Consider the following 13,808-nt stretch of genomic DNA (forward strand, 5'->3'; position numbering starts at 1 on the left):
CTTTTTTGACTATTCCTGACGTTCTCATTATACCGAAACCACGAAATTTGTCAATCATTCCGAGGACGCAAAATGGGAAAAAGAATGACTTCTCGAATAGAAGGCGAATCTGTCAAGAGCATCACCAGCCGGTCGATACCAACTCCCAGGCCACCGGTGGGTGGCATTCCGTATTCTAATGCTTCGATATAGTCTTCATCAATCAGATGAGCTTCGATATCCCCTTTTTCTCTTTTTCGCACTTGTTCCTCAAATCGCTTCCGCTGTTCAATGGGGTCGTTGAGCTCGCTATAAGCATTTCCCACTTCTTCCTTTCCGATGAAAAGTTCAAAGCGCTCTGCAAGCCTCGAGTCCTCTTTTTTGGTCCTAGCCAGTGGAGAAATCTCGGTAGGATAATCAAGTACAAAAGTGGGATGGATCAATCTCGGTTGAAGGAATTTTTCCAAAAACTCGTTGACCAGTTTCCCTCTATCCCAACCATCTTCACAAACTATGCCATTTTGCCTAGCTACTTCTTTCATTTTTTCAGTGGAATCTTCCAAAATATCTATGCCGACCAGCTCTCGCAGTGCTTCCCTGAGGGAAATTCTCTTCCAGGGAGGAGTAAAATCAATAGTCATGGATTGATAGATCACTTCATACCGGCCCAAAATGGTCATAACCACTTCAGAAAGCATCTCTTCACAGATCCGCATCATGGTTTCATAGTTTCCATAAGCTTCATAAAGCTCAAGCATGGTGAACTCGGGATTATGTCGCACGGAAATCCCTTCATTTCGAAAATTCCGATTAATTTCGTATACCTTCTCCAACCCTCCTACAATCAATCTTTTGAGAAAAAGTTCAGGAGCAATACGCAGGTACAAATCCATACCCAGGGCGTTATGAAAAGTTTTAAAAGGACGAGCCAAAGCACCCCCCGGAATGGTTTGCATCATGGGCGTCTCCACTTCCAGAAACCCTCGCCGATCCAGAAAACGTCGCAATTCAGAAAGTAAACGAGAGCGAAGGAGAAAAATGGAACGAACCTCTGAATTCATAATGAGATCCAGGTACCGCTTCCGGTAACGGACTTCCACTTCTTTGAGTCCATGCCATTTTTCGGGAAGAGCATTTAAACATTTACTCAAAAAAGCAAATTTTTCCGATAGTACCGTGAGTTCCCCACTGTGAGTGTAAAAGACCGTTCCTTCCACCCCAATCCAGTCACCGACATCAATCATTCTAAAAATGGCAAACTGATCTTCCCCAACGATATCCTTCTTTACATATACCTGGATTTTTCCAGTACGGTCCTGAAGGTCAGCAAAAATGGCCTTCCCGTGCTTACGCAGGGCCATCACCCGACCAGCAATTTTGACCCTCATACCCTCCTGCAAAAACGTTTCCGGAGACCTGCGTAAATCTTCAATCACATGGGTTCTTTCAAAGTAATCCCCGTACGGATTCACGCCAAGTTCCCTCAAAACTCTCAACTTGGAGAATTTCGCCTCGATGTCTACATCCAGAGATTCTGCACTCATGTGAATATTATTCCTCCCGGTTCAGGATATCCACAATCCGATATCGCACTACACCAGCCGGAACTTTAATCTCGACTTCTTCACCTCTCCGCTTTCCCATGAGAGCCTGAGCGAGGGGTGATTCAAATGAGATCCTCCGCGTAGCCGGGTCAGCACCCACCGAATCCACGATGGTATATTCCACCTTTTTACCTTGGCTCAAGTTCTCCAGAACTACTCGAACCCCAAGCCGTACCCTACCCAAATCTCCCTCTTCCTCTTCCACAATTTCAGCTTTGCGAAGTTTTTCTTCGATGGCCAAAATTCTCCCTTCCACAAAGGCTTGCTCGTTTTTTGCCTCCTCGTATTCGGCATTTTCACTCAAATCCCCGAACGAAAGAGCGTGGTTAATTTTATCAGCCACTTCTTTTCTACGAACCGTCTTCAGATACCGGAGTTCTTCCTCCAGTTTTTTGTACCCCTCAAGAGTCAATTTAATCCTTCCATCCTCTTTCCTTTTCTCCATCCCGGTCGCCCCCGTCATCAATCACCATCTGTTTTAAATTAACATAATACCATAATAGAAACATTTTCACCTTGTCAAGCATCGTCAACGCAAATGCCTCCAGACCACCTCTTTTTCCTCCCTTCGGAAAAGAATTCCGAGATACCCTACCAGAAAACCAGCCGGTAAGGAAAGAGCAAGGAGAACTGGCAGGTACCAAAGAAACGTTTCACTCCGCATCCAGAGAAAGGCCACCCACCACTGTCCCAGATTGTGGAAAAAAGCTCCCCCAACGCTTATCCACAGAGGCGTACTGCATCTTCGGTGGACAAGAACCATACCGATAAGACTGGTGAATCCTCCAACCAGACTCATCAGGAAAGGAATGCTCAAAAAATTTCCTCCCAGGAAACTTCCCAGAAAAATCCGCAGAAGGTTAATGCACAATGCTTCTTTCGTTTTTCCAGAAAGAAGTAACACTAAGGGAACCACGTTCGCCAAGCCTAATCTCATTCCCGGCAAGGGCAAAAGAGGAGGAAAAAAGCTTTCTATCCAGTGTAAAATAAGCCCCAGAGCCAAAAAAAGTCCCAATCCCGTTACTCTTTTTGCCGAAACACGCCCATCGGAAGACGTTTTTGTATTCTCCCTGCTTCAAAATAGTTCCGTTATCTTATATAATACCAAAAAGAACCAGGGAGAGCAAAAATGAAAGGCAATCGAGAGAAAAATATCGTCATCACTGGCTTAGCTTCGTTGTTTACTGACGTGAGCTCCGAAATGATCTATCCCATTATCCCTCTCTACCTTCGAGCCCTGGGCGGAGGACCATTCATCTTGGGAACCATTGAAGGCATTGCCGAATCCACCGCCTCGATTCTTAAGGTTTTCTCAGGAGCAATTGCCGATCGGAGTGGAAAAAGGAAGCCACTGACTATTCTGGGATATGCACTCTCGCTTCTGGGTAAAGCACTTTTCTATTTTGCCCGTGGCTGGCCAACCATACTGGGGGGACGATTTGCCGACCGTTTTGGTAAGGGAATCCGGACCGCTCCTCGTGATGCGATGATTTCTGAATCTGTTTCCGCACAAGTGCAGGGGAAAGCTTTTGGTCTACACCGTACCCTTGACACTCTGGGTGCTCTTATTGGAGTACTCATCACCTACTTCTTTATGGCACAAATTCAGCAAAAGGCCGCAGCATCCAGAGAGCTTACACGCTATCTTCCTACCTTTCGTCTTGTCATCCTTTTGAGCCTTATTCCCGCTATGCTGGGGGTTCTGGTTCTCTTTTTTACTCTGGAAACAGGAACTGGGAAGAGAACGAACGTCACATTTCCCCTTCAATTCCATTTAGTTAAATATCTCAACCCCAAAACCAAGGTATTGTTTCTGGCCACTTTTATCTTCACTCTTGGTAATTCTTCCAATCAATTCATTCTCCTCCGAGCTGCGGAACCGGATATTGGACTCAGCCCCAAAAATGTCATCTTCCTTTATCTTCTTTATAACCTGGTTTATATGCTTGTTTCTTATCCGGCTGGAAACCTTTCCGATAGAATCGGAAAGAAACAACTTCTCGTCTTTGGTTTCTCGCTTTATTCCCTCTCATACTTTCTCATTGGAATGGTCCCCCGGCTCATTTTCTGGGCCATGATTCCCTATGGCCTCCACATCGGCATGACCGAAGGAGTTTCCAAAGCCTTAGTGGCAGAGCTTTCCTCTCCAGAGAAGAAAGCCACCATCCTGGGATTGCATGCTACACTACTTGGAATTGGTCTTTTCCCCGCTTCGCTTTTAGCTGGATGGTTCTGGAACATGTGGGGTGCAGCCAGCCCCTTCCTTTTTGGCGGTAGCACCAGCCTTATGACCGCCATGATTCTTGTTTTTTTCCTCTAAGGGGGACGTACCATGTCCTGCGTCGTGCTCCTCACTGATTGGGGACACCAAAGTTACTACGTAGGAGTAGTCAAGGGGGTGATATCCAAAATCAATCCCCACGTAACGGTCATCGATCTCACTCATGAAATAGAACCGTACAATGTCCGGGAAGCAATGCATATTCTGGCTCGAGCGTACCGCGATTTTCCTTCCAAAAGTATTTTCATGGGGGTCGTTGATTCCGGAGTGGGAACAGAAAGAAAGGCCATTGCTATAGAAACATCGAGTGGTTATTTTTTGGTGGGACCTGACAATGGTATGTTCACGCTGATCGCCATCGAAGATGGAGTCAAAAAAGTGATCGAGCTCAGTAACTCTACCTATTTCTATACCCCCAACCCCTCTTCCACCTTTCACGGTAGGGATATTTTCGCACCGGTGAGTGCACATCTAAGCTCAGGCGTAGCTTTGGAAATGCTCGGCGTGCCGCTTGAAAAACCAGTGCTGTTATCCTGTGCTCGAGCAGAACTCTGTCGTGATACCATCCGGGGAGAAGTCCTTTTTTTCGATCGCTTTGGCAACATCGAAACAAACATCCCTGCCCACCTTGCCGAGAAAGCCAGTTTTGCGGGAAGCGAAGTCACACTCGTTCTTGGTCAAAAAACATACCTTCTCCGTTATACTTCAACGTACGGTACCGAGCCAAGGGGAACGTTAACCATTCACCCCGATAGTTCCGGCTTTTTAGAAATTGCCGTCACCCAAGGCAATGCTCGCCAGCTTCTCCAAGCTCAAGCTGGAATGGAAATCATGCTTAGGAAAGCTTTTCAAAAACCCTCTCCAGAGCAAGATAAGCCTCTTTGAAAACCGGGTAAAGACGGCGATAAACTTCTATATCTTCCGGGCGAGGAACAAATCGATCTGTAATCTTAACCATCTCCTCTGCCACTTCAAGATCGGGGTACAGACCTATCCCCACCCCTCCACAAATCGCTGCTCCCAGCGAAGTTGCTTCTTCCAGATAGACAGGACGAAGAATCTCCACTTCAAAGACACCGGCCAAAATCTGAGCCCAGAAATCCCCTCTGGCACCCCCACCAATGAGTCGGATGTTTTCGACAGAGATGCCCTTTTCGCGAAACACATCCAAAATAATGCGCAAGTTAAAGGCCACCCCTTCAAGGACAGCTCGAATAAGGTGAGGCTTACGATGCCGGGGTGTCAACCCTATGAACGCACCTCTCGCTTTGGGATTCCACCAGGGAGCCCGTTCTCCCATAAGGTAGGGAAGAAAGAACAAGTTCTCACATCCTGCTTCAACTTTTTTGGCCTCCATATCGAGCAGGGCATAAGAATTCAATTCCAATTCTTCCGCCAATTCTCTTTCTCTCCTACACAGAGCATCACGACACCACTGGTACGATCCACCAGCTGATTGCATGGTTCCGGTGGGCATAAAAAGACCCCGCGCCAGATGGTGGAATGTGAAGGTTCTTTTTTTCTCATCATAAAAAGGACGTGCTGATGCCAGAGCAATCCAGGAAGAAGAACCCAGATAATGATATGCCTGTCCCTCCCGTACCACTCCTGCCCCACAGGCAGCACAGGCACCATCACCACCGCCTATAACCACCTTCGTTTTTCCCGTAAGGCCAAGCGCTTCCTGTGCCTCTTTAATCAGTTCTCCCACCACTACGGTTGAGGGATACGGCTCAGGAAGTTTTTCCAAGGGAATATCGACGACCTTGAGAATCTCTTCAGACCAGGTTTCTTTTTCAAGATCAAAAAGATTGGTACCAGAAGCATCGGAAAAATCTGTTACCCACTTTCCGGTTAAACGGAAGACGACGAAATCCTTCGCCAAAAGGAATTTATACGCTTTCTCATAAATTTCTTGGTGGTGGTGGCGAAACCACAGAATTTTAGCCAGAGAATAGTTAGCACTCAAACGATGACCGGTAACGGTATAAATACGTTCCTCATCAATGCGTTCCCTCACCCACTCTACTTCTTGAATGCTCCGACGGTCAGCCCAGATGAGCATTCGGTATAGGGGATTCCCCCTCTCGTCAACCGGCAAAGCGCCCATCATCTGGCCGGAAAAAGCAATGACCGCGATGTCTTCTTTATCGACCCCGCTTGTGGTCAGGAGTTCACGTGTGGAAGACACCACTGCCTTCCAGTAATCGAGTGCATCTTGTTCCACCGAAAGTGCATCGGGAAAATAGGTTTCATACCCAAAAAAACTACTTGCCAAACAATTGCCTTCCTCATCAAAAAGCGTTGCCTTATTACCAGTTGTACCAAGATCATGAGCTATAATGAACTTGGCCATCTTCTCCCTCCCTCTTCCTGACGAAAAGTCTTACGGTAACAATTCTTTTCCCTTTCATACGTTCCACTTTCAGCTCATAGTTATCGACCGCCACAACTTCTCCTTCTTCGGGAATTTTACCCAGAATTTCCATGATTAATCCTCCCAAGGTTTCGAACTCTTCACTTTCCGGAATTTGCAAACCCAGCAATTCATTGAGGTTTTCAATGGGAACCGAAGCGTTGACTAAATACTCATCTTCCTTAATGCACCGGTAGGGAGTTGTCTCCCGGTCATGTTCATCCCGTATCTCTCCCACCAGTTCCTCCAATAGGTCTTCAATGGTCACCAAACCTGCTGTTCCTCCGTATTCGTCAAGGACGATGGCCATGTGAACTCGCTGTTGCTGGAGTTCCCGCAACAATTCGATAACCTTTTTGGTAGCCGGAACAAAATGAATGGGACGTACCACCTCAGAAACAAGTTTCGCAAGCCTTCCCTCTCGAAGATGGGGCAAAATATCCTTAATGTGGACAAAACCAACAATATTGTCAATATCTTCTCGGTACACTGGTAAACGCGAAAAATGACTCTGAATAGAGAGAAACAGAGCGTCTTCCAGAGTGGCCGTTTCCTCGATGCAGACGATATCTGTACGGGGCGTCATCACTTCATAGGCCAGAGTATCTCCAAATTCAAAGACTTCATTGATGAGGCGCCGTTCTTCCACGGGTAAAATCCTCTGCTCACTAATCAAAAGGCGAATCTCCTCATCGGTTACCGAAGGCACAACTTCACTGGAAACTCCTACAAGTCGCGCGATAAAATCAGTGGAAATCGACAAAACTCGCACCGCAGGTCTTAATGCTCGGGAGAGAAAAAAGATAAAACGCGCCACCAGAATCGAAAACCTTTCCGGATGAGCCATTGCTACCCTCTTGGGAACCAGTTCCCCCAGGACCAGACTCCCAAAAGAAATAACCACGGTCACAAGAATCACCGCGAGTTCCTGACCAAAACTACGCAAGATCGGTATTCCTGAAGCTTCCCACCGCCGGCCCAGTGCCTGTGAAAAAGATATAGCTCCTGCAGCACTGGCAAAAAAACCCGCCATGGTAACCCCAATTTGAATGGTAGCCAGGAATTCGCTGGGATTCTCCAGAAGATATCGCAATGCCTTCCCTCGATGAGTGTCTCTATCTTTCTCAAGCCTTAACCGACTCTTGCGGATCGAAACGATGGCAATTTCAGAGGCTGCAAAAAAAGCATTCACAGCGATAAGAAGGAGAATGAGTAAAAACGTACCCAGAGAACCCATTTTCTCCTCAGAATCCCCCTCTGCAACCAGAAAAAACAAAATATCCCACGGCGATTCTCATCTTATCACACTTTTTTCCTATTCTCCACCCAAAACCCTTAACGCCAGGAGTGAATAAATTCTGCCTGCCACAACGATATCGGTCACTGAAACAAACTCGTTGGCCGAATGCGCTTCTTCAATTTTTCCTGGGCCAAAGATCAAAGCTGGAATGCCGACTTCAACCAGGAACGAGGCTTCACAGGAAGCAGGAAAAGGGGCAAAGGTGGGGATTTCCCCTGGAACCTCGGCAATAGATCGGGAAAGGAGCTCGACAACTTTCACCTCTCGAGAAACCCTGCTGGGAGGAAGGTGTGGAATGGATTGAGTGAGAACATAGTCAAACTCTAGTCCCATTTCTTGACGAACTTTCTCAATGGATTCTTCCAGGATTGACTGAATCTTTTTCAGAGGAAAATCCGGCAGAGTGCGGACATCAACTTCGAACATACAGTGTTCTGGAACCACATTGGCAGAAAGCCCTCCCTGGATTTTTCCTACACTTAAAGCTGGACTCCCCAAATCAGGATCGCTGACTTTTTCGAGTTCTTTATTACGTCTCTCTATTTCTCGAATAACATGAGAAGCAATATAGATAGCATTCACTCCTCGCTCTGCCACCGCTGCGTGACAGGCCCTGCCTTTAATCTCCATCCGGTACGCAGCCACACCTCGATGACCGAGACTGATATTAAGACCGGTCGGTTCTCCTACGACTGCAAAATCAACCATATCCTCTTCCTTGCGGTACTGCTCAATCCACTTTTTAATTCCAGAATTATCCTGCTCTTCGTCCACCACGAAGAGGACTTTCAGTTTTCCGTAAAGATAAGGAGCGAAAAGGGCAATCATCTTGGCCGTGTACATCATGGCCGCCAGAGCCCCTTTCATATCACAGGCCCCACGCCCATAGAGGCGATTGTTCGCAATTTCTCCACCCAGTGGTGGATACTTCCATCCACTCCCGATGGGAACAGTATCCATGTGTCCATTTAATAAAAGACAAGGCCCCTCACCCAGGGTTCCTTTCACTTCAGCCACCAAATTGGCCCGATTGGATTCCACCTCTTGCCACTCTACCGAAATTTGATGGTCAATGAAATAATTAGCAATAAACTGGGCAATACGATTCTCTCCCTGCCCCCCAGATACGCTTTCAATGCGTACTAGGTTTTGCGCTAAACTAATCGGTTCAAAAAGGTCAAACTCGTTATCGAGCAATGTTTTCCAATCAGGCACGGTACCCTCCTAACGGAGATAACGGCTCCCCCGCTTCTGCAGAGCAATTTTCTCCTGACACAGGGGGCATTCTTCAGGAGAATACGTGGCAATTTCGAGTTGAAGCAGAGGTTGAAAGGGATAACGAAACGAGACTTTCCCCCCACTGCGGTCAACCAGAGCCGCAATCCCCACAATCGAAGCCCCTTTTTCTTCGACTGCTTTGACCACTTCCTGAATCGATGCACCGGTTGTAACCACGTCTTCCACAATGAGAACATGTTCCCCTTCCCGAATGGAGAAATCTCGCCGAAAAACCATCTTTCCTTCATCTCGTTCAGTGAACGCCATTGGCACACCCAACTGTCGAGCTGCTTCATAAGCCAGGATTATTCCTCCCACCGCCGGCCCCACCACAAGATCCACGCTTTCCCCTCGAAACTTGGCCACCATCTCCCGCACCAGAATTGCCACATATTCAGGAAACTGGAGAAGCCGAAATTTCTCCACATAATAGGGACTGTGCAAACCCGACGTTAAAAGGAAATGTCCCTCCAGAAATGCTCCAGCCTTTCGAAACAGGTCCAGAATTTCCTCTCGTTCCATAGACTTACCTCACCTTTCCAATGATACTATTTATGTCATCAATTTGCTTCCTTGCCAAATATGCCTCCAGGTCTTTTAGCACCTGAAGTGCTGCAGAAGGGTCCACGAGGGTACAGCTCCCAAGAGCAACTCCTTTTGCTCCCAAAAGTAAGAATTCCAGAGCATCGGAAGCAGTGACAATTCCTCCCATCCCGATAACCGGAAGAGTAGTCACATCCAAAATTTCGTACACCATCTTAAGCGCCAGTGGTTTAATTGCTGGACCAGAAAGACCGGCAAACTTAAGATGGAAGAAAAAACCCATTTTTTCCACATCAACGCTCAACGCCGGAAAAGAGTTGGTGACACTTATTGCCTCCACCCGTTCCTTCTCAAAAATGGAGACGACTTTCTTCCATTCCTGCACCTGGGGACCCACTTTTACGATGAGAAACTTTTCGGTTACCGAACGAATTTCAGCTACAAGACGTTGCAAAGTTCCTTCGTCTTCTAAAAACGTTGCTTCCTTTTTCTCCAGGTTGGGACAGGAAACGTTTACTTCGATAGCATCGATACGTGGAATCTTTTCCAGTTCCTGCGTCACCGCCACGTACTCTTTTATCGTCTTTCCCCAGATCCCCACAAAAATTCGCGTGGTCAACGTTTCGAGAAACGGAAGATCTTCTTCCAGAAACCGGTATACACCTTTATTTTCTAGACCGATAGAATTCATCATTCCCCCATAGGTCTCCCGTATCCGGGGCGGGGGGTTGCCTTTCCAGGGGGCAATACTCAGACTTTTGATTGTAAGCGCACCCACCTGATTGAGGTCAAAATATGGTGCTAAATCCTTCCCGTACCCACAAGTACCGGAAGCAAGAATTACGGGGTTATGGAGCGTCATTCTTCCTAACGACACGCTCAGATTCATAGTCTTACCTCGGAAAGCAAAAATACTGGTCCGTCCTTACAGATATGGTAATATCCTTCACCATCCATCTTCTCTACCCCACAGCTCAGACACACCCCAAAACCACAACCCATAAGGGATTCGAGAGAAACTTCTACCGGAATATTCCTGAGTCCCTCCGCCTTGCACAAAGCCCGCACCATACCTTCAGGGCCACAAGAGTATACCCTGGTTCCATCAGGCAAAGAAACCGAGGTAAGATGCCTTTCTAAAAGAGTCACTACGTCCCCACAGAAACCCCCCGGAACCTCTTCCTCGCAACTCCAAAAAACCGGGGAAAACTTCTTAAGGAAATCGAGAAGAAACAATTCCTCCTTATCTCTGATACCCAGCAAAAAGACAAAAGGAACACCAGTGCGCGTAAAAGTAGAAGCCAAGAAATAAAGCGGAACAATACCCCTTCCTCCAGCTACCAGAATCCCAAAGGAAGGGGATAAGGAAAATCCCTTACCCAGGGGACCCAACACATCGAGTTCTTCCCCAAGATTTCTTTGAGCCAATATTTTCGTTCCCCGTCCGGTAATCTCAAACAGAAGGGTAAATGTATCCCCGCTCACTTCCATAATCCCTAAGGGACGTCGTAAAAAGGGATCAAAGCTCTCACTGACCTTCACCATTACGAACTGACCAGGATACGCGGAATAAATCCTCTCGTCTCCGGTAAGCGTAAGCATACAGAACTTCTCGCTCAAGAATCGTTTGCTCTGAATCGTCGCTTTCATCGCTCCATAAACTCCCGAAACTTCCGCTGATAGAATTGCGCCCGCTTTTTTCCTTCGGCAACAAAATTGAAACCTTCTGGATCCTGTCTCTCTCGAAAGGCAAAGAGGATATCTCGAGAGACGTTCACAAGGGCTCCCCTTCCATCGCGGCCAAAAGCAAAGGGAAGGGATTCAAGATCGCCTTTTTGGGTTCCAATCCCAGGAATCAGAAATAGTAAACCGGGAAAGCGCTCCCGCAAGAACCGCACATCTTCAGGATACGTCGCTCCGACCACAATCCCCATTGAACTCCGTCCACTTCTCCCTATAGAATCTCGTCCCAGTTCCCAGACAAGGCTCGCTACCTTCACAAAAATTTTTTCTTCCTTCCCCTCATCTTGCAGGAAAGCCGCCGAAGGATTCGAAGTGCGAACCAACACAAAAATACCCTTGCCGCTTTTCTCCGCTTCCTGCACAAAGGGCCGTAATCCATCCTCACCAAGATATGGATTCACCGTCAAGGCATCAATACCCCAGAAAGAAGGAAAAACATCTTGTCCTACCTGAATAGTCGATAAGTATCCCTGAGCATAGGTTTCGGCACTGCTGGCAATATCATTCCGCTTCCCATCCAGAATCACAATAAAATCGCTACTTTTGGCCTTTTCGATGGTCTCCTTGAGAACCATCATCCCGGATACTCCCAAGGCTTCATAGAAAGCCATCTGAATTTTTACAAAACCAACTTCTCCGGCCAACGCTTCAAGAAATGCCAGATTAAAATCTTTCACACACAGAGAAAGTGTTTCCAAACTCTTTTCCTCTTGAAACCACTTTTTCAAAAGGAAGGGAGGAAGAAGCGCAAAGTGAGGATCCAAACCCACCACCAGAGGCCCGGTTTTTTCGATCTTCTCTGCCACCTGATCAGCAAAATTCACCATCCACGATACTCCTTTCTCGCATAACCACTCTGCCGCCCACGATCGTATACACCGGCCATCCCCGAAGCGACCATCCGTCAAAAGGACAGTTTCTCCCTTTCGACTCAAACTGGTTTACCGTCACTTCCCACTCGGTGTCTGGATCCACAATGGTTATGTCGGCTATTTTCCCTTCCTCCAGCACACCACGTTCTTTGAGATTCAAGAATCGAGCCGGGTTGTGGCTCAGCTTCCTCCACAGATTTACCCAGTCAATCACTCCCTCTTCAACCAGCGCTTTCACATAGAGCGGTACCGCGATTTCTAAATTCGAAATGCCAAACGCTGCATCCAAGAAATTCCCCTCCTTGTCCTCAGCCGTATGCGGAGCATGATCCGAAGCCAGGATCTCAATCACACCCTCGCGTATTCCCTCTTTCAAAGCTTCTACGTCTTTTTTACTTCGAAGGGGAGGTTTAACCTTGGCAAAGTTACCCATTTGCGCCACATCCTGATCCGTAAGAAGTAGGTGATGCGGTGTCACGTCAGCACCGACCGGAATAAATTTCTGGAAATACCGGAGAAGTTCCACCCCAAAAGCCGTGGAAAGATGTGTAACGTGGATTTTCGCTCCGGTATAAAGGGCCAGAACCAAATCCCGAGCAATCATGGCGTTCTCGGCCACTTCAGGTATTCCTCTATATCCCAGAAGGAACGCCGCCTCTCCTTGATGCATGTGCCCTCCGCCAGCGATTTCTTCATCTTCCTCATGGAGGAGAAAAGGGAGATCAAAATATCGAGAATACTGAAAAGCAAGGTAAAGAAGATGCGCACTCTGTACACACTTACCATCGTCGCTCAGTGCCACAATTCCGGCTTTTTTGAGTAGTCCAAAATCGGTCATATTCTTCCCCTCACATCCCATAGTCACTGCCCCGCAGGGGAAAATGTTCGCTAGCCCTACCTCCTGACTCCGGTATCCAATAAATCGGACCACCATAGGAGTATCAATGGGAGGCTTGGTATTGGGCATACAGACCACGGATGTAAACCCACCTTTGACTGCCGCCCGGCTTCCGGTCACAAGGTCTTCTTTGGTCTCTTCACCAGGTTCGCGAAAATGAACATGGAGATTGATTAACCCAGGTCCCACCAGAAGTGAAGAAGCATCGATGACGTGGGCCTGGGGGTCCTGGATTCCCTTTCCCATCCGGACGATTACTCCGTCTTCGATGAGGATATCTTCGTCAACCAGTAATCGTTTATGAGGTAAAACCAAGGTCCCCCGTTTGATTAAAATTTTCTTTCCCATTGTTTCTCTCCCTCTCGAATAAGGGTTTCCAAAACCGCCATCCGCACCGCCAAACCGCAGGTTACCTGTTCTTCGATGAGTGAACGTCCATTCTCAACCAGAGAGTAACTCACCTCTACACCCCGGTTAACCGGTCCGGGATGCATGATCACTGCTCTGTCTTTTATTGTTTCCCAGCACTTCTCACTCAATCCGAAAAAGGCCGCATACTCTTTGAGACTTGGAAAATATCCCGCATCCTGACGTTCCCGCTGAATTCGTAAAAGGTACACCACATCGACGTTCTGTATAGCCTCTTCAACTGGAAATACTCTTTTCACCCCCAGTACTTCCACTTCCTGAGGCACAAGCGTCGGAGGTCCTGAAACCACCACACAACCTCCCAATTTCTTGAAACCCATGGCAAGGGATCGCGCCACCCGGCTGTGCGCAACATCGCCCACAATGGCCATTCTCAGGCCTTCAAAACGGTGAAAAAAACGCTGAATCGTTAGCAAATCGAGTAGAGCCTGCGTGGGATGTTCCCGAAGTCCGTCTCCCGCGTTG

General features: G+C 47.5%; 14 protein-coding genes. 2 read left to right on the plus strand and 12 right to left on the minus strand.

Going from position 1 to position 13,808, the window contains the following annotated elements; translation table 11 throughout:
- Positions 1-50: 50 nt before the first annotated feature.
- The 3 genes from lysS to ABDK92_05805 form a co-directional block, all read right to left on the minus strand.
- Complete coding sequence (lysS, locus tag ABDK92_05795) at positions 51-1,523, minus strand: lysine--tRNA ligase (protein MEN3186135.1); 1,473 nt, start codon at positions 1,521-1,523, stop codon at positions 51-53.
- A gap of 7 nt (positions 1,524-1,530) precedes the next feature.
- Positions 1,531-2,028, minus strand: coding sequence for a transcription elongation factor GreA (greA, locus tag ABDK92_05800; GenBank protein ID MEN3186136.1), 498 nt, complete (start codon positions 2,026-2,028; stop codon positions 1,531-1,533).
- 84 nt (positions 2,029-2,112) lie between these two features.
- On the minus strand, positions 2,113-2,598 hold the full coding sequence (locus tag ABDK92_05805; protein ID MEN3186137.1) for a Gx transporter family protein: 486 nt from the start codon (positions 2,596-2,598) through the stop codon (positions 2,113-2,115).
- Positions 2,599-2,712: 114 nt separating this feature from the next.
- Here ABDK92_05805 and ABDK92_05810 point away from each other — a divergent pair, with 114 nt between their 5' ends.
- A complete protein-coding gene (locus ABDK92_05810) occupies positions 2,713-3,903 on the plus strand; it encodes an MFS transporter (GenBank protein MEN3186138.1) in 1,191 nt (396 codons plus the stop codon).
- Positions 3,904-3,915: 12 nt separating this feature from the next.
- Positions 3,916-4,749, plus strand: a complete 834-nt coding sequence (locus tag ABDK92_05815; GenBank protein MEN3186139.1) for an SAM-dependent chlorinase/fluorinase — start codon at positions 3,916-3,918, stop codon at positions 4,747-4,749.
- On the opposite strand, the gene xylB is transcribed toward ABDK92_05815, so the two are convergent.
- From xylB to ABDK92_05860, 9 genes are all read right to left on the minus strand, one after another.
- The gene (gene xylB / locus ABDK92_05820; protein MEN3186140.1) at positions 4,700-6,220 is read right to left on the minus strand and encodes a xylulokinase; all 1,521 of its coding nucleotides are present in this window, start codon (positions 6,218-6,220) and stop codon (positions 4,700-4,702) included. The two genes, ABDK92_05815 and xylB, sit on opposite strands and share 50 nt — an antisense overlap.
- Positions 6,195-7,517: a hemolysin family protein gene (locus ABDK92_05825; protein MEN3186141.1), complete on the minus strand. Its 1,323-nt coding sequence runs from the start codon at positions 7,515-7,517 to the stop codon at positions 6,195-6,197. The genes xylB and ABDK92_05825 overlap by 26 nt, the downstream gene beginning before the upstream one ends.
- A 78-nt stretch (positions 7,518-7,595) precedes the next feature.
- The gene (locus ABDK92_05830; GenBank protein MEN3186142.1) at positions 7,596-8,795 is read right to left on the minus strand and encodes a M20 family metallopeptidase; all 1,200 of its coding nucleotides are present in this window, start codon (positions 8,793-8,795) and stop codon (positions 7,596-7,598) included.
- Between the two features lie 9 nt (positions 8,796-8,804).
- Positions 8,805-9,380 carry an orotate phosphoribosyltransferase gene (pyrE, locus tag ABDK92_05835; GenBank protein MEN3186143.1) on the minus strand — a complete coding sequence of 192 codons (576 nt, stop codon included), beginning with the start codon at positions 9,378-9,380 and terminating at the stop codon, positions 8,805-8,807.
- 4 nt (positions 9,381-9,384) lie between these two features.
- A complete protein-coding gene (locus ABDK92_05840) occupies positions 9,385-10,290 on the minus strand; it encodes a dihydroorotate dehydrogenase (GenBank protein ID MEN3186144.1) in 906 nt (301 codons plus the stop codon).
- Positions 10,287-11,051, minus strand: a complete 765-nt coding sequence (locus ABDK92_05845; GenBank protein MEN3186145.1) for a dihydroorotate dehydrogenase electron transfer subunit — start codon at positions 11,049-11,051, stop codon at positions 10,287-10,289. Before ABDK92_05845 ends, ABDK92_05840 begins: the two co-directional genes overlap by 4 nt.
- Positions 11,048-11,971 (minus strand): orotidine-5'-phosphate decarboxylase, encoded by a 924-nt coding sequence (pyrF, locus tag ABDK92_05850; GenBank protein ID MEN3186146.1) that lies wholly within the window; start codon positions 11,969-11,971, stop codon positions 11,048-11,050. The genes ABDK92_05845 and pyrF overlap by 4 nt, the downstream gene beginning before the upstream one ends.
- Positions 11,955-13,262 carry a dihydroorotase gene (locus ABDK92_05855; protein ID MEN3186147.1) on the minus strand — a complete coding sequence of 436 codons (1,308 nt, stop codon included), beginning with the start codon at positions 13,260-13,262 and terminating at the stop codon, positions 11,955-11,957. The genes pyrF and ABDK92_05855 overlap by 17 nt, the downstream gene beginning before the upstream one ends.
- On the minus strand, positions 13,244-13,808 hold a 565-nt coding region (locus ABDK92_05860; GenBank protein MEN3186148.1), incomplete at its 5' end, for an aspartate carbamoyltransferase. The genes ABDK92_05860 and ABDK92_05855, both read right to left, overlap by 19 nt.

Source organism: Atribacterota bacterium (assembly GCA_039638595.1).
Taxonomy (GTDB): domain Bacteria; phylum Atribacterota; class Atribacteria; order Atribacterales; family Caldatribacteriaceae; genus Profundicultor; species Profundicultor thermophilus.